The organism is Streptomyces sp. NPDC059816, assembly GCF_042732055.1.
Taxonomy (GTDB): domain Bacteria; phylum Actinomycetota; class Actinomycetes; order Streptomycetales; family Streptomycetaceae; genus Streptomyces.
The window spans coordinates 36,833-55,587 of sequence record NZ_JBHWIQ010000013.1 but is presented as its reverse complement, the minus strand read 5'-3'; the positions used below and the strand labels follow the sequence as shown (position 1 = coordinate 55,587).

Here is an 18,755-nt window from a genome sequence, read left to right as displayed (position 1 = left end):
TCAGTGTTCGAGTTCTCGGTCCAGCAGCCCGAAGAGGTCGTCGTCGGAAGCTGAATCCATGCCAAAGTCGGCCGGGTCGGTGGCCTCCCCCGCGGGGTCGGCGAGCCGTCCCAGTGCGGCTTCCAAGGCCACGACGAGCGCGGCGCGTTGCTCGTCGTCGGGGGTGAGTCCGGCCGCCGAGTCCACCCAGTCGCCGAGGGCGGACGCGTCGAAGACGGTCGACGGGGCGGCGCTGAGGGCGCTGAGGTGGTCGCTGAGGGCGCGGACGGTGGGGTGGTCGAAGAGCACCGTGGCGGGGAGCCGTTCCCCGAGTTCGGTGCCGAGTCGATTGCGCAGTTCGATGGCGGTGAGCGAGTCGAGTCCCAGGTCGAACAGGCCCCGGTCATCGGGTACGTGGACGGATTTCGGAAGGCCGAGGACTTCGGCGACGGCGCCGGTGACGGTGGACCGGACCAGGGCGCGGGCGGCGTCACTGTCCAGCCCTGCCACGCGCTCGGCCAGCGGGACGTGCGTGGCGCGGGCGGCAGCGGGCCGGGGCGGCAGCAGTTCGGCCAGGAGCTCCGGCGGGTCCTCGGGCCGCCGTGCGAGTGCTGCCGGGTCGAACCGGGCGGGCACCAGCAGGGCGGGGGCGTCGTCGCCGAGGCCGAGCGCGGTGTCGAGCAGGGCGAGGCCGTCGGCCGTGGACAGGGCACGGATGCCGAGCCGTTCGATCCTGGCCCGGGCGGCGGCGTCGAGCGAGGCGGCCATGCCGCCGGAGCGCTCGGCGTGCGCGGATTTCTCCGTGGTCTCGGTCGGCTCGGTGGGCTCGGTGTCCCACAGACCCCAGGCCAGCGAGGTGCCGGGCCGCCCGGCGGCGGTGCGCCGCTGGGCGAGGGCGTCCAGATGGGCGTTGGCCGCGGCGTAGCCGGCCTGCCCGGCGTTCCCGAGGACACCGGCGACGGAGGAGAACAGCACGAACGCGGTGAGCGGCGCGTCCGCGGTGGCCCGGTCGAGTTGGGTGGCGGCATCGACCTTGGGGCGCAGCACCCGGTCCAGGCGCTCGTCGGTGAGGTGGTCCAGCACGGCGTCGTCGAGGGTTCCGGCCGCGTGGAGGACGGCGGTCAGCGGGTGCGCGGGATCGACGGTGGCGACGAGGGCGTCGACGGCGGGTCCGTCGGCGAGGTCGCAGGCGGCGGTCCGCACCCGGGTCGTACCGCGGGACCGCAGTGCTTCGGCCAGGTCGCGCAGGGCGGGGTCGGTGTCGCCGCGCCGGCTCACCAGGAGCAGGTGCCGGACGCCGTGGTGTTCGGTGAGGTGGCGGGCCACGGCGGAGCCGAGTGCGCCGCCGGCTCCGGTGACCAGGACCGTGCCGTCGCCGAAGCGGGGGGTCGCGCCGGTCCGTGGGGCGAGCGGGACCAGCCGGGGCGTGAGGGCGCGCCCCCGGCGCAGCGCGAGTTGGCCCGGGCGGGCGGCGACGGCGCGCGGGAGCAGGGCGAGGGAGTCGTCGTGGCCGTCGGTGTCGATGAGGCTGAGGCGTCCCGGGTGCTCGTGCTGGGCCGAGCGCACCAGGCCCCACAGCGGCGCCTGGGCGAGTCCCGGCAGCGTTTCCGTGCCGTCGACCGCGACGGCGCCCCGGGTCAGGACGACCAGGTGGGTGCGTTCGGGAAGGGTGAGGATCAGGTCCCGGACGGTCTTCAGGTTCCGGCGTACGTCGTCCTCGGCGACGACGGCGAGCACGGTGTCCTCGCTGCCGTCCGGCGCGTCGACCACGGGGAACGGCAGGGGGGCCGCCGTGTCGGTTCCGCGGACGACGGCGACGACCCTGGCGTCGTGCGGGGCGGTGTCGAGCGATTGGGTGCGCCAGAGCACCTGGTGCAGGAGGCCGGCGCCGGCGCGTCGGGTGCGCAGGGCGGTGGTGGGCACCGGGCGCAGCAGGACCTCGTCGACGGTGAGCACGGGGTGGCCGCGATCGTCGGCGACGTCCAGGGCGAACGCGGCGGCCGAGGTCCGTCGGATCCGTACTCGCAGCGCTCCGGACGGGGTGCGGTGCAGTCGGATGCCGCGCCAGCCGTAGGGGACGTCGATCCGGGGACCGTCGGCGTCGGTGGGTGCCCGGTCCGGGTTGCGCAGGGCATCGGCGAGCCAGGCGTGCAGGGCGGCGTCGAGCTGGGCGGGGACCGGGGCCGTGCCGGTGTCCACCTCCGCGTAGAGGGTGTCGTCCTCGGTCCACAGGGCGCGCAGGCCCTGGAAGGCGGGACCGTACGTGTAGCCGTGCTCCGCGAACTCGGCGTACACGTCCCCGAGTCGTACGCCGTGCGCGGTCGCCGGGCGGTCGCCGGTCCAGGTGACAGGGGGCGGGGTGGTGTCGAGGGTGGCCTCGGCGTGCAGGGTCCACGGGGTGTCCTTGCCGGCCCGGGCGTGGACCCGGACGCCGTGGCCCTCGACGGTGACTCGTAGGTGCACCGGGGCGGGTCCGTCGACGAGGAGCGGTGCGTGCAGGGTGAGTTCGGCGACCGTGTCGGCGTCGTGCCGGGGTGCGAGTCGGGCGATCAGGTCGAGGAGCGCGGTGGCGGGCAGTACGGGGGTGCCGTGCAGTGCGTGGTCGGCGAGCCAGGGGTCCCGGTGCGGGGACAGGACGCCGGTGTACACGGTGCGCCCGCCGTCGGGGTCGGTGATCGCGGCCGACAGCAGCGGGTGGTCGGGGTCGTCGGCGCCGATGCCCGTCGCGGTGGTGGTGCCGCCGGGCGGGGGCGCCAGCCACAGGCGTTCGCGCGCGAACGGATACGTGGGCAGCGGGACGGTCACGGCGCCGGGGCCCAGCAGCGCCGGCCAGTCCCAGTCGACGCCGGCGACATGGGCCGCGGCGACGAACGACCAGAGGGCGGACAGGTCCTCCCGTTTGCGGTCGAGGGCGGCGACGGCGGTGGTGTCGTCACCGAGGTCGCACTGGTCGGCCATCGCGGTGAGTGCGGCGTCCGGGCCGATCTCCAGGAAGCGGGTCGCGCCCAGGGCGCGCAGCCGGTGGAGGGCATCCGCGAACCGTACGGTGCCGCGGACCTGGGCGGCCCAGTGCGCCGCGGAGCCGAGGGCGGGGGCGTCGGTCTCGCGCCCGGTGAGCGTGGAGACGACGGTGGTGTGGGGTGCGGTGGCCCGTAGTCCGTGCAGCGAGGCGCGGAACGTGTCGAGCATCGGGTCCATGTGGGCGGAGTGGAAGGCGTGGCTGACGGGGAGCCGTTTGGTGCGGTGGCCGTGGGCGGCGAGTGATTCCAGGAGGTCCCCGAGCGGCTCCGGGTCCCCGGACAGGACGAGTGAGCCAGGTGCGTTGACGGCGGCGACGTCCACCCGGCCGTCGGTCCCGGCCAGGGCCGACTCGACGGCGTCGAGGTCCGCTTGGACCGCGGCCATCAGTCCCCCGCCGGGCAGTTGCCCCATGAGTCGGCTGCGGGTGACCACGAGGTGTGCGGCGGCGGGGAGGTCCAGGGCGCCGGCGAGGTGCGCGGCGGTAATCTCGCCGAGGGAGTGGCCGGCGAGCAGCGGCGCGCTCAGGCCCCAGCCCGCGAGCAGCCGGAACAGGGCGACTTCCAGGGCGAACAGCGCGGGTTGGGTGTTCTGGGTGAGGTCCAGGTCGACGGCGGGGTCGGCGTCCACGGCTGCGCGGACATCGGGACCGCCGGCCGCGCGCACGGCTTCGGCCACCTCGTCGAAGGCGCTCGCGTACGCCGGGAAGGCCCGGTGCAACGCGGCGCCCATGCCGGTGCGTTGGCTGCCCTGTCCGGTGAACAGCAGGGCCGTTTCGCCGCGGACCGGGGCGCCGGTGACGAGCGCGGGGAAGGCGTCGGGACCGGGCCTCGTCCCGGTGGCGACGTGGTCGAGGCCGGTGAGCAGTTCGGTCAGGTCGCGGCCGAGGACCACGGCCCGCCGTTCGAAGGCGGTCCGGGTGGTCGCCAGGGACAACGCCACGTCGACGGGGCGCGGTCCGGGTTCGTCGCGGACCCGTCGGGCCAGTCGGGCGGCCTGTTCCCGTAGCCCCTCGTCGGTGCGGGCGCTCAGGACCCACGGCACGACCCGTGCGTCCCTGTTGCCCTCCCGGGAGGACTGTGGCTCGGGAGCGGCCGGGTCCTCGCCCTGTTCCAGGATCACATGGGCGTTGGTGCCGCCGATGCCGAACGAGGACACGGCGGCCCGCCGCGGCCCGCCGCCCTCGGGCCAGGCGGTGGTGCGGGCGGGCACGCTCACGGCGCCGCGCGTCCAGTCGACGTGTTCGGAGAGCCGGTCCAGGTGGAGGGTGCCGGGCACCTCGCCGTGCCGCATGGCGAGGACCACCTTGATGATGCCGGCCACCCCGGCGGCGGCCTGGGTGTGCCCGAGGTTGGACTTGACGGAGCCCATCAGCAGGGGTCCGCGGGGGCCGCGTTCGCTGCCGTAGGTGTGCAGGACGGCGCCCGCTTCGATGGGGTCGCCGAGCCGGGTGCCGGTGCCGTGCGCCTCCAGGACGTCGACGTCCCGGGGACGTAGCCCCGCGGTGTCGAGGGCGCTGCGGATGACGCGTTCCTGGGCCGTGCCGTTGGGTGCGGTGAGTCCGTTGCTGGCGCCGTCCTGGTTGACCGCCGAGCCGCGCAGCACGGCGAGGACCCGGTGGCCGGCGCGGCGGGCGTCGCCGAGTCGTTCCAGGACGAGGAGCCCCGCGCCCTCCGCCCAGGCGGTGCCGTCCGCCCGCGCGGAGAAGGGCTTGCAGCGGCCGTCGGGGGCGAGCCCGCGTTGTCGACTGAACTCGACGAAGGTGGCCGGGCTGGCCATCACGGTGGCTCCGCCGGCGAGGGCGAGGGAGCATTCGCCCAGCCGCAGGGCCTGGGCGGCCTGGTGCACCGCCACCAGCGAGGAGGAGCAGGCCGTGTCGACGGTGACCGCGGGGCCCTCCAGTCCCAGGGTGTACGAGACCCGACCGGAGGCGACGCTGCCCGCGCTGCCGCTGACGAGGTACCCCTCCAGGTCGGGGGCGGCGCCCCGGTGCTGGTGGAGGCGGGCGCCGTAGTCGGCGTACATGAGGCCGACGAAGACGCCGCTGTCGGTGCCGCGCAGCCGCGTCGGGTCGATGCCGGCGTCCTCGACGGCCTCCCACGCGGTCTGGAGCAGCAGCCGCTGCTGCGGGTCGACGGCGAGGGCTTCGCGGTGGCTGATGCCGAAGAAGCCGGGGTCGAACTCGGCCGCGTCGTGGAGGAAGCCGCCGTGCCGGGCGTACGAGGTGCCGGGGTGCTCCGGGTCGGGGTCGAAGAGGTCGGGGTCCCAGCCGCGGTCCGTGGGGAACTCGGTGATCGCGTCGGTGCCGGAGGCCAGCAGCCGCCACAGGTCGTCGGGGGTGCGGACACCACCGGGGAACCGGCAGGCCATGCCGACGATCGCGATCGCGTCCTCGGCCGGGTCGGCCGCGGGGGTGCCGGGCCGTGGGTGCGAGGGGGCGGCGGGGTCGGTGACGTCCGTGGTGAGCGTGTGCGTGTGGTGGATCAGGGCGGCGGGGTTGGGGTGGTCGAAGACGACGGTCGCGGGGAGGTCCAGACCGAGGTCGGTGTTGATCCGGTTGCGTAGCTCCACGGCGGTCAGGGAGTCGAAACCGAGGTCGATGAAGGCGCGTTCGGGGTCGACGGCGGTGCCCGCCGGGTGGCCGAGGACCTCGGCGACGGCGTCGAGCACGACCCGGGCGACGTCCGGCCCCGTGCCCCGGTCGACCGGGGCCGCTGCCGGCACGGCGCCGGGTCGGCGGGGCGGGGCGGTGGCCCGGGGGTCGAGGCCGGCGGCGGTCACCGTGGTCAGGTCGAGGCGCAGGGCCCGGTCGAGCAGGGTGAGGGCGGCTTCGGGCGGCATGGGTCGGATGCCGGCGCGGGCGAGGCGGGCGACGTCACGTGCGGCGAGTTCGCCGGCGAGACCGCCGTCGGTGTCCCACAGGCCCCAGTGGACGGTGAGCGCCGTCCGCCCGGCGTGCCGGCGCTCGTGCGCGACGGCGTCGAGGGCGGCGTTGGCGGCGCCGTAGCTGCCCTGCCCGGCGGTGCCGAGGACCGCGGCCACGGAACCGAAGAGCACGAACGCGTCCAGTTCGGTGCCCCGGGTCAGCTCGTCCAGGTGGCGCGCCGCCACGGCCTTGGGGGCGAGGACCCGGGCGAGCGCCTGCGGGGTGAGTCGCGCGGCGACGGTGTCCTCGGCGATCCCGGCGGTGTGCACGACGGCGGCGAGGGGGCCGTCCAGCGTGTCGAGCAGGGCGCTGAGGGCCGCCCGGTCGCCGAGGTCGCAGGCACGGACGTCGACCCGGGCGCCCAGCGCGGTCAGTTCGGCCACGGCCGCGGGGGCGTCGGGGTGCTCGGGGCCGCGCCGGGAGACCAGGAGCAGTCGGCGGGCTCCGTGGTGGGTGACCAGATGGCGTGCGGTCAGCCGGCCGAGCGTGCCGGTGCCTCCGGTGACCAGGACCACGCCGCCCGCGCTGCTCAACGGCCAGGTCCCGGGCGGGGGCCCCTCGGGGTCCTGGGCGCTCCCCGGTGCCGGGTCGGCGTCCGGCACCGGGGTGGCGTCCGTCAAGGGGGTCAGCCGGGGCAGGTGCACCGTGCCGTCACGCACCGCCGCCTGCGGCCAGCGGGCGGCCACTGCGGCGAGCAGGGCGTCGTCGTGGGTGCCGTCGGTGTCCACCAGGGCGAAGCGCCCCGGATGTTCGGCCTGCACGGCGCGGACGAGTCCCCAGGCCGCGGCAGTGCCCGCGGACATCGACTCCCGTTCCGTGAGGGCCAGTCCACGGGTGACGACCACCAGCGGAGCGGGCGCGTCAGCCGCGAGCCGTGCCACGACCGCGGCCCGTACGGCTTCGGCGGCCGGCAGCGGATCACCGGCGTCCATGGTCGCCGCCTCGGGCAGGACGAGGACGTCGGGGACCGCGGACGGCTCGGCAGGGGGCGGCTCGGTAGCGAACGGCTCGGCGGCGGGCTCCCAGTCCGTCCGGTACAGCTGCGCTTCGGCGGGCAGCGGGCGCAGGGCCAGACGTTCGACGGTGAGCACGGGCTCGCCGTCCGCGGTCGTGAGGTCGAGGCGGTACGCGTCGGGGCCCACGGGTGCCAGGCGCGCCGTCACCCGGGTCGCCCCGCGCCGGTGCAGCCGTATCCCGTCGAGGGCGTACGGGACGAGCCGCGGGCCGCCGTGGGCGTGCAGCGGCAGGACGTGCAGGGCGGCGTCCAGCAGCACCGGGTGGAGGCCGAACCGGTCGGTGCCCCGTACCGTCGACGGGGTCTGTGCCTCGGCCCTCAGGTGGTCGCCGGCACGGCTGGCGACGGTCAGCCCCTGGAAGGCCGGGCCGTACGCGTACCCGGACCCGTCGAGCTGCTGGTAGGTCGCCGCGCGGTCGCCCAGGTCGAGCCGGACGGCCGAGGCGGGGTCCGGTTCCCCGGGCACCGGTGCGGCGGGGTCCGCCGGGTCGGTGGGGACGGCCCTGTCGGTGAGGACGGCGGTGGCGTGCACGGTCCAGGTGTCGTCGGCGTCCCTGGCCCGTACGGCGAGTTCGCCCTCGGCGTTGACGCTCACCTGGAGCGGGACGTCCGCGGTGGTGGTCAGCTCCAGCGGGGCCCGGACCAACAGCTCCCGCAGCGCGGGGCGGCCCAGGGCGTCGCCCGCCGCCAGGGCGAGTTCCAGGAACGCCGCGGCCGGGACCAGGGTCCGCCCGTCGATGCGGTGCTCGGACAGCCACGGTTGCCGCCGCGGAGACAGGACGCCGGTGAACAGCAGTGTTTTGTCCGGGAGTTCGGTCGATCCGGCGAGCAACGGGTGAGCGCTGGCCTGCAAGCCGAAGGCCTCGGCACTGCCCTCCTCTTCGGGTGCGTCGAGCCAGTAGCGCCGGGTCTCGAAGGGGTATCCGGGGAGGTCGACCAGACGGGCGCCGACGAGGTCCGCGGTGCGGTCGACCTCGATGCCCGCGACCTGGAGCCGGTTCAACGCCGTTCGTACGGTGTCCCGTTCGGGCTTGCCGGGCCGGAGGAAGGGGACGGTGACGAGGTCGTCGGCCGGACCGGTCCGCCCGGTCTCGGCGGCGAGGGCGGCCAGGGTGCCGTCGGGGCCGAGTTCCACGAAGCGGGTGACGCCGAGCGCGACCGCGGTGCGTACCGCGTCCGCGAACCGTACGGGACGACGGAGCTGCCGTACCCAGTACTCCGGGGTGGACAGCTCCCGCGCGTCGGCGAGGGCTCCGGTGACGGTGGAGATCACGGGGGTGTCGGCGGTGTGGAAGGTCAGCGGGGCGAGCGCCGCACGGAACTCGTCGAGCACGTCGTCCATGTGCGCGGTGTGGAAGGCGTGACTGACCTTGAGCCGGGACGCCTTGTGGCCGGCTTCCTTCCAGTGCCGCACCAACCGGTCCACGGCGTCCGCCGCACCGGCGAGCACCACGGCCCCGGGCCCGTTGACGGCGGCCAGTTCGACCGCGCCGCCCGTCGACGCCAGCAGTTCGGCCGCCTGCTCCTCCGAGGCGGCGAGGGCCGCCATCGCCCCGCCCGGAGGTGCGGACTGCATCAGCCGTCCGCGGGTGGCGACCAGGGCGCAGGCGTCGGGCAGGTCGAGGACCCCGGCCAGGTGGGCGGCGGCCACCTCGCCCACGGAGTGCCCCAGGACGAAGTCGGGCCGTAGGCCGTAGGACTCGGCGAGGCGGTGCAGCGCCACTTCCACGGCGAACAGGGCGGGTTGGGCGCGCCGCGTCTCGCGCAGCACCTCGGCGTCCCCGGTGAGCAGGGCGCGCAGCCCGATGTCGAGCAGCGGATCGAGGTGGCTGGCTACGGCGTCGAAGGCTGCGGCGTACACCGGGGAACGGTCGAGGAGTTCGCCGCCCATGCCGATGCGTTGGGCGCCCTGCCCGGAGAAGAGGAACGCCAACCGCGCGTCGGAGGCGGCCCGGCCGACCACCGCCCGCGGGTGCCGCCGGCCGTCGCGCACCGCGCCGAGCGCGGCCAGCACGTCCGGGTCGGCGTCGATGACCGCCCGGTGCGCGAACCGGGCCCTGCGGTCGAGGGTGTGGGCGACGTCGACGGGTCGGAGCGTCGGGGTCGCCGCGAGGGCGTCGTGGAGTGCGGCGGCCTGCGACCGGAGCGCGGTGGCGGTCTTGGCGCTCAGCAGGAACGGTGCGGGCGACGACGGGTCGGGGTCCGTACCGGGGTCACGGGTGTCCACCGGCAGCGTGCTGTCCGGTTCTTCTTCGGGTGCTTGTTCGAGGATGACGTGGCTGTTGGTCCCGCTGATCCCGAACGACGACACCCCCGCCCGCCGCGGCCTCCCCCGATCCGGCCACACCCTCGACTCCCCCAACAACTCCACACCCGAACCCACCCACTCCACCCGCGACGACGGCACCTCCACATGCAACGTCCGCGGCAACACCCCCGCACCCAACGCCATCACCGCCTTAATCACCCCACCCACACCCGCAGCCGCCTGCGCATGCCCCACATTCGACTTCAACGACCCCAACCACAACGGCACACCACCACCACGACCACCCCCAAACACCTCCACCAACGCCCCCACCTCAATCGGATCACCCAACACCGTCCCCGTCCCATGCGCCTCCACCACATCCACCTCACCCCCCACCAAACCCGCATCCACCAACGCCCGCCCCAACACCTCCACCTGCGCCCGACCACTCGGCGCCGTCAACCCATTCGACGCACCATCCTGATTCACCGCAGAACCCCGCACCACCGCCCACACCCGATGCCCCAACCGCCGCGCCACCGACAACCGCTCCACCACCAACACACCCACACCCTCACCCCACCCCGTACCCCCCGCACCCTCACCAAACGACCGGCACCGACCATCCACCGACAACCCCCGCTGCCGCGAAAACTCCACGAAGGTCCCGGGGGTGGCCATGACGGTGACGCCGCCGGCCAGTGCGGTGGTGCACTCTCCCGAGCGCACCGCGCGCACGGCGAGGTCGAGGGCCACCAACGACGAGGAGCACGCCGTGTCCACCGTCAACGCCGGCCCCCGCAAACCCAACACGTACGCGATCCGACCCGACGCCACACTGGACTGGTTGCCGGCGAGCAGCAGCCCCTCGACCTCCTCGGGGGCGGTCCGCAGGCGCGTGGCGTAGTCGTCGTACATGGCGCCGATGAAGACTCCCGTGTCGGAGCCCTTCAGCGAGTGGGGGTCGATGCCCGCCCGCTCCAACGCCTCCCAACTGACCCGGAGCAGCAACCGCTGCTGCGGGTCGGTGGCCAGTGCCTCACGCGGGCTCATCCCGAAGAAGTCGGCGTCGAACTCGGCCGCGTCGTAGAGGAATCCACCGCTTCGGGTGTACGTGGTGCCCTTGTGGTCGGGGTCGGGGTCGTAGAGGGTGTCGAGGTTCCAGCCGCGGTCGGTCGGGAACGGCCCGATCGCATCCACCTCGTCCATGACCAACCGCCACAGGTCCTCCGGCGACTCCACACCCCCCGGGAAACGGCACCCCATCCCCACGATCACCACCGGATCGTCGTCCACCGCCCCCCGCACCGGAACCACCACCGACTCCGGCGCCCGCTCCGGTGGCGGGCCGTCGAGACGGGTCAGGAGGTGTGCGGCGAGTGCGGTGACGGTGGGGTACTCGAACACCACCGTCGCGGGGAGGGTGAGTCCGGTGAGCCGGGCGAGCCGGTTGCGCAGTTCGACGGCGGTCAGCGAGTCGAAGCCTAGGTCCTTGAACGCCCGCTCGGCGTCGACGCCTTCGGTGTTTCCGCTTCCGTGTCCGAGGACGACGGCCGCCTGTTCCCGCAGCAGTGCGGTGACGGTGCGTTCCCGGTCGTGGGCGGGGGTGTCGGCGAGCAGCGTCGCCCAGGCGCCGCCGGTGGCGGTGCCGCGGCGGACGGTCGTCGGAATGCGCACCAGTTGGCCGAACAGCGGCCGGAGTTGACCTTGGGCCGCCTCCTGGCGCAGCACGCCCCCGTCGAGCGGCGACACCACCGTGTGCGGTCGGACCGCTCGGAGGAGGGCGTCCAGGCCCCGTTCGGTGGTGACCGGCCCGACGCCGTACCGGGCGAGCCGGACGCGGTCGGCGGCGCCGAGGTGTCCGGTGAGCGCGCCGGTCTCCTCCCACAGTCCCCAGGCGAGGGAGACCGCGGGCAGCCCGTGGGAGCGGCGGTGGACGGCGAGGGCGTCCAGGAAGGTGTTGCCGGCGGAGTAGTTGGCCTGTCCGGGGGCGCCGGCGACGGCCACCGCGGAGGAGAACAGCACGAACGCTTCGAGGGGCAGGTGCGCGGTCAGTTCGTGCAGCAGCCAGGCCGCGTCCACCTTGGGGCGCAGTGCCCGGGTCAGCTGCTCCCCGGTCAGTTCGGTGACGGTGGCATCCGCCAGGGCGCCGGCGGCGTGGACCACCGTACGGAGCGGGCGGTCCGCCGGGAGGGCGGCCAGCAGTTCGGTGAGGTCCGTGCGATCGGTGACGTCGCAGGCGGTCACCGTCACCTCGGCGCCGGCCGCGCGCACCTCCGCGACCAGCGCGTCCGCCCCGGGCGCGGCCGGTCCGGTGCGGCTGACGAGCAGCAGGTGCGGGGGGCCGGGGCGGGCGGCGAGGTGGCGGGCGACCAGGGCGCCCAGGGCGCCGGTGCCACCGGTGATCAGCACGGTGCCGGCGGCTTCACCGGTGCCGGTTGCTTCGCCGGTGTCGGGGTCGGTGCCTTCGCCGGTGGTGGGGGCGGCGGCGCGCCAGGCGGGCTGCGGCTCGGGGTCGAGGTCGTGTTCGGCGAGCCGCGGAACGTGGACGCGTCCGCCCCGCAGCGCGGACTCCGGTTCGCCGTGGTCACCGACGAGGAGCGCCGCGTCGGCGGGTCCGTCGGTCTCCACGAGGGCGAACCTGCCGGGGTGCTCGGCGGCGGCGGTGCGCAGCAGCCCCCGCACGGGCGCCGTGGTGAGGTCTCCGGTGCGCAGCACCACATGGAGGGGCACCCGCTCGCCGGCGGGATGCGCGAGCCAGCGTTGGAGCAGGGCGAGGACGGCGGCGGTGTGGGCGTGCGCCCGGGCGGGAACGCCGGCGTGGTCCTCCGACTGCGGGTCGGTGACGGGGACGAGCACCGCGGTGGGCAGGGTGTCCCGGTCGAGCAGCGCCTCCGGGTCCTCGACGGTTTCGGCGCCGGTCACCAGTGCGGTGTCGCCGAGGCCGGCCAGCACCAGCGGGGTTTGGGTGGCGGGCCCCGCGGTGGTCAGCTCGGGCCAGTCGATGTGGTGGGCGGTGCGGGTGGTGTCGACGCCGCCGGTGAGTTCGGCACGCGCCACGGTGCGGAACGCCAACGAGTCGATCTCCGCCACCGGGTGGTCGTCCTGGTCGGTGAACACGTACCGGAACCGGTGGTCGGCGAGGGGTTCGATGCGGGCCCGCAGTCGGCGCGGTGAGGTGCCGGGTGCGGTGAGGCGCAGCCCCTCGAAGGCGAAGGGCAGCAGGGGCCGTTCGGGATCGGGCGGTACGGAGCCGACGAGTCCGGCGACGACCGGGTGGAGCGCCGCATCGAGCAGCGCGGGGTGGATCCCGAACCCTCCGTCGTCCGGGGTGTCCTCGTCCGGGGCGACGGTCAGTTCGACGTGGAGCGTGCCGTCCGCGGTGCGCCGGGCCGCCACGAGCCCTTGGAACGCGGGGCCGTAGTCGTAGCCGAGGCGGTACAGCTCCCGGTAGACGTCGTCCAGGGCGACGGGTTCGGCGTCGGCGGGGGGTCGGGGTGCGTCCGCCGGTGCGGGTCGGTGCGGGTCCGCCGGGCGGAGGGTCGCCGATGCGTGCAGGGTCCAGTCGGCCCGGTCCTCGCTCCGGGCGTGCACGGACAGGGCGCGGGCCCCGGTGTCGTCGGGCGGGCTGATGCGGACCTGGAGGGAGGTGGGTCGGTCGGCGTCGGGCACCAGCGGCGCGCTGACGGTCAATTGGTGCACCTCGGGGTGGTCGACGGCGGCCCCCGCGTGGGCGGCGAGTTCCACGAAGACGGTGCCGGGGACGAGTGCGGCGCCGAACACCTTGTGGTCCGCGAGCCAGGGCAGGTCGTTCGGGGTGAGTCGCCCGGTGAAGAGGTCACCGCCGTCGGCCAGGGTGACCCGGGCGCCCAGCAGGGGGTGGGTGACCGCGGCGAGTCCCAGCCGTCCGGCGTCGGCGGGTCCGCCCGTGGGGGTGAGCCAGTACCGGTCGCGGGCGAATCGGTAGGTGAGGGGCAGGTCGGGCGGGGTCAGTGGGGTCCGCCAGGTCACGGGCACGCCCCCGAGGTGGGCGGCGGCCAGGGCGCGGCGGAACGCGTCCGGCCCGCCGCGGTCGCGGCGCAGCGTTCCGCCGGTGAAGGCGTTCACCCCGCGGGCCGCCACGATCTCCTCGATCGCGAAGGTGAGCACGGGATGGGGGCTGACCTCGATGAACCGCCGGTACCCGGCGTCGACGAGCCCGTTGACCGCGGTCTCGAACAGCACCGGCTGGCGTAGGTTGCGGTACCAGTAGTCCGCGTCCAGGGCTTCCCCGGCGACCGGCCCGCCGGTCACGGCGGAGTGGAAGGCGGTTCCGGCGGCGCCCGGGTCGAGTTCGGCGCCGAGGTCCAGCAGGTGCTCCCGCAGCGGCTCCACGTACCGGGTGTGCGAGGCGTAGTCGACGGGGATGCGCCGGGCGCGCACATCGTGCTCCGCGCACCAATCGAGGAGCGCGGCGAGGGCGGTGTCGGCTCCCGCGACGACCGTGGCGCGCGGCCCGTTGCGCACCGCGATCTCCAACTCGCCAGGATGGTACGCGAGTACGGGACCGAGGCCCTCGGGGTCGAGGGCGACGGACACCATGCCGCTGTCGCCGGCGATGCCCGTCAGGGCGCGGCTGCGCAGGGTGATGAGTTTCGCGGCGTCGCCGAGCGAGAGGGCGCCGGCGACATGGGCGGCGGCGATCTCGCCCTGGGAGTGGCCGACGACCGCGTCGGGCGTGACGCCCGCGGCCTGCCACAGGCGGGCCAGGGACACCATCATCGCGAACAGCACCGGTTGGATCACGTCGACCCGGTCCAGCGAGGGGGCGTCGGGCGCGCCGCGCAGGACGTCGAGGAGGGACCAGTCGGTGTGTTCGGCGAACGCCTCGGCGCAGGACTCGATGCCGGCCCGGAAGTCGTCACTGGCGTCCAGGAGTTCACGGGCCATGCCGAGCCACTGGGAGCCCTGCCCGGGGAAGACGAAGACGGTGCGGCCGGGTGATTGGGCCGCCGTGACGAGGGAGTCGTGGACCTCACCGGCGGCGAGAGCGCGCAGCGCCTCGGACACCGTGCCGCGATCGTCCGCGAACACGGCGGCGCCGTGGCCGAGCCGGGCCCGTCGCACGAGGGCGGCTGCGAGGTCACCGGGCTCGGCGTCGGGGTGGTCGGTCAGGTGGTCGGCGAGCGCGGTGGCCTGACGGCGCAGCGCGGCGGGGGTGTTGCCGGACAGCAACACGGGCGGGACGGGACGGTCAGGGCTGTCGCGGTGGTCGGGGTGGGACGTGGGTTCGGGGGTCGTGCCGATCGCGCCAGGCGTTCCGGTCGGCGCCGGGTCGTCTTCGGGTGCTTGTTCGAGGATGACATGACTGTTGGTCCCGCTGATCCCGAACGACGACACCCCCGCCCGCCGCGGCCTCCCCCGATCCGGCCACACCCTCGACTCCCCCAACAACTCCACACCCGAACCCACCCACTCCACCCGCGACGACGGCACCTCCACATGCAACGTCCGCGGCAACACCCCCGCACCCAACGCCATCACCGCCTTAATCACCCCACCCACACCCGCAGCCGCCTGCGCATGCCCCACATTCGACTTCAACGACCCCAACCACAACGGCACACCACCACCACGACCACCCCCAAACACCTCCACCAACGCCCCCACCTCAATCGGATCACCCAACACCGTCCCCGTCCCATGCGCCTCCACCACATCCACCTCACCCCCCACCAAACCCGCATCCACCAACGCCCGCCCCAACACCTCCACCTGCGCCCGACCACTCGGCGCCGTCAACCCATTCGACGCACCATCCTGATTCACCGCAGAACCCCGCACCACCGCCCACACCCGATGCCCCAACCGCCGCGCCACCGACAACCGCTCCACCACCAACACACCCACACCCTCACCCCACCCCGTACCCCCCGCACCCTCACCAAACGACCGGCACCGACCATCCACCGACAACCCCCGCTGCCGCGAAAACTCCACGAACATGCCGGGCGAAGCGAGCACGGCCACTCCACCGGCCAGGGCCGTGGCGCACTGCCCCGAGCGCACCGCGCGCACGGCGAGGTCCAGTGCCACCAATGACGAGGAGCACGCCGTGTCCACCGTCAACGCCGGCCCCCGCAAACCCAACACATACGCGATCCGACCCGACGCCACACTGATCGCGGAGCCGGTGAGCAGATAGCCGTCGGAGCCCGATCCCCCCTCGTGCAGTCGGGGGGTGTAGTCGGAGACGGTCGCCCCGATGAAGACTCCGGTGTCGGAGCCCTTCAGCGAGTGGGGGTCGATGCCCGCCCGCTCCAAGGCCTCCCAGCTGACCTGGAGCAGCAACCGCTGCTGCGGGTCGAGGGCGAGGGCCTCGCGCGGGCTGATGCCGAAGAACTCGGCGTCGAACTCGGCGACGGTGTCGAGGAATCCACCGTGCCGGGTGAGGGAGGTACCGGTGCGTTCGGGGTCGGGAGAGAAGAGGGTGTCGAGGTTCCAGCCGCGGTCGGTCGGGAAGGGACCGATCGCATCCACCTCGTCCATGACCAACCGCCACAGGTCCTCGGGTGACTCCACACCCCCCGGATAGCGGCACCCCATCCCGACGATCACCACCGGATCGTCGTCCACCGCCCCCCGCACCGGAACCACCACCGACTTGGCTGAGGGGGAGCCCAGTTGGGTGATGAGGTCGTCGGCGGTGGGGTGGGCGTAGAGGGTGGCGGCGGGGATCTGCGTGTCGAGGGCTTCGCTGAGTCGATCACGGAACTCCACGAGGCCCAGCGAGTCGAGTCCGAGGTCCTTGAAGGTGGTGGTGCGGTCGACGCGCGCCGGGTCGGTGAAGCCGAGTACGGCGGCCAGCTCTTCGAGGACCCGGCGTTCGAGGTCGAGCGCGGCGCCGAGGGTGGCCGGGGCGGTCGGTGCTGCCGTGGGCTCGGCGGGTGCGGGCTCGTCACGGTCCTCGGCGGGTGCGGCGTCCAGCCAGTACCGCTCCCGCTGGAAGGCGTACGTGGGCAGCGCCGTCCGCGGTCCGTCCGGCGGCAGGACGGCGTCCCAGTGCGGGTTCACCCCGCCGGTGAAGAGTCGACCGAGGGCCCGCGTCGGATCTCCGTCCTTGCCGAGGACGGGGACGTGCGCGGCGGCCCCTTCGGTGAGCTCCCGCCCGAGTGCGCTCAGCGTCGTGCCCGGTCCGGTCTCCACGAAGACGCCCACGCCGTGTGCCCGCAGCCGGCGCACCGCCGCGTCGAACCGGACGGGCAGTCGCGCGTGCTCCACCCAGTAGTCGGCGTCCGTGGTCTCCAGCAGGTCACCGGTCACCGTCGACACGAAGGGGATGCGAGCCGGTCGGAAGGTGATCCGGGACAGGGCCTGGCGGAACTCCCCCAGCACGGGTTCCATCAGCGGGGAGTGGAAGGCGTGGCTGACGTCCAGCCGGCGTAGGCGGTACCCCCGCTCCCCGGCCAGTGCGGCGATCGCTTCGAGGGCGGTGGCTTCGCCCGAGACGACCACCGCCGCCGGGCCGTTCACTGCGGCCAGGCCCACCGCGCCGCCCGTGGTGGCCAGCAGTTCGGCGATCTGCTCCTCGGAGGCGCCCACGGCGAGCATGCCGCCGCCCGAGGGCAGCGCGTCCATCAACCGTGCGCGGGCCGCGATGAGGTGCGCGGCGTCGTCGAGGTCGAGCATGCCCGCGGCGTGGACGGCTGCGACCTCGCCGATCGAGTGCCCGGCGACGAAGGCCGGCGAGACGCCGAGCGTCGCCAGCCACCGCTGGGTCGCCACCGAGACGGCGAACAGCGCCGGCTGGGTGTAGGCGGTCCGGTCGAGGAGTTCCGCGGCCTCGCTGTCGGGCTCCGCCCAGATGACCTGGTCGACGGGGTGGGGCAGATGGGGGGCGAGTGCGGCGGCGACCTCGTCGAAGGCGGACCGCCACCCGGGCAGGGTCGCGTACGCCTGCCGCCCCATGCCGAGCCGTTGGCTGCCCTGGCCCGGGAAGAGCAGGGCCGTGGTGCCCTCGCCGGCCCGCCCGGTGAGCACTCCGGCCGCCGCACGCCCCTCGGCGAGCGCGGCGAGCCCTCGCCGTACGTCCCCGGTGACGGCGGCGCGGTGCGCGAAGGCGGTGCGGGTCGTGGCCAGGGCGCGGGCGAGGCCGCCGGGCGGGTCGCCCGCCCGGTCCAACGCGGCCCAGAGCCGCGCTGCCTGGGCACGCAGTGCGGTGCCGGTCCGGGCGCTCAGGACCAGGGGGACGGCCCGGGTGGGGTCCGGCTGCGGCCGGGGTGCCGCCGTGTCGGGTGCCTCCGCGACGATGACGTGGCAGTTGGTGCCGCCCATGCCGAAGGAGCTGACACCCGCGAGGAGCCGTTCGTCCGGGCGGGGCCAGGCCCCGCCCTCGGTACGGACGGCGAGCCGCAGTCCGGTCAGGTCGATGTCGGGGTGGGGGTCCCGGTGGTGGAGCGTGGCGGGCAGCTCCCGCCGGGCCACGCCCAGAACGGTCTTGAGCAGCCCCGCGATCCCCGCCGCGCCCTCCAGGTGCCCGAGGTTGGTCTTGACCGAACCGACCTCCAGGACGGGTCGCTCCGCGAGGTCGTCGCGGGCCAGCCCGAGTCCGCGGGCCTCCAACGGGTCGCCCACCGGTGTTCCGGTGCCGTGCAGTTCGACGTACTGGAGCGCGGCGGGCGACACCCCGGCCGCCGCGCAGGCCCGCCGGATCACCTCGGCCTGGGCACGGGGGCTGGGCACGGTGAGGCCGTCGGTCGCACCGTCGTTGTTGACGGCGCTGCCGAGCAGCACGGCGTGCACGGTGTCGCCGTCCCGCAGGGCGGCGTCGAGCGGCTTGAGCAGCACGAGACCGGCGCCCTCGCCGCGTACGTAGCCGTTGGCGCGGCGGTCGAAGGAGTAGCAGTGGCCGTCCGGCGACAGCCCGCCGAACCGGGCGACGGTCGCGGTGGACGCGGGGTCCACGATCAGGTTCACCCCGCCGGCCAGCGCGAGTTCCGACTCCCCGCGCCGCAGGCTCTCGCAGGCCAGGTGGACGGCGACCAGCGACGAGGACTGGGCGGTGTCGACGGCGATGCTGGGTCCGCCGAGTCCCAGCACGTACGAGACCCGGTTGGCGATGATGCTCCGGGTGGTGCCGGTGAGGGTGTGGCGGCCCGGGTGGGTTCCGCGGGCGAGCGCACCGTACTCGTCGGCGAGGGAGCCCACGAAGACGCCGGTGCGGGTGGCGCGCAGCGAGGCGGGCACGATGCCCGCGTGTTCCAGCGCCTCCCAGGCGAGTTCGAGGACGAGCCGCTGTTGGGGGTCCATGGCGGTGGCTTCGCGGGGTGAGATCCCGAAGAACTCGGGATCGAACCCGTCGATCGCGTCGAGGTAGCCGCCGTACCGGATGCCGGGGTGGCCGGCGGCCAGCCGTGCGACGGCGTCCCCGCCGCCGCGGTGCCCGGGCACCTCACGGATGGCGCTGCGCCCCTCGCGCAGCAGCTCCCACAGGGCGTCGGGGTCGGGTGCGCCGGGCAGTCGGCACGCCGTGCCGATCACGGCGACCGGGGTCGTGGGGGCTTCCCGTACGTCGTTGCCGCTCAACT

Annotated in this window: 1 protein-coding gene; it reads right to left on the bottom strand. The window is 74.7% G+C overall.

Going from position 1 to position 18,755, the window contains the following annotated elements:
• Complete coding sequence (locus ACFV88_RS18560) at nt 1-18,753, bottom strand: SDR family NAD(P)-dependent oxidoreductase (protein WP_385492439.1); 18,753 nt, start codon at nt 18,751-18,753, stop codon at nt 1-3.
• Nucleotides 18,754-18,755 lie beyond the last annotated feature (2 nt).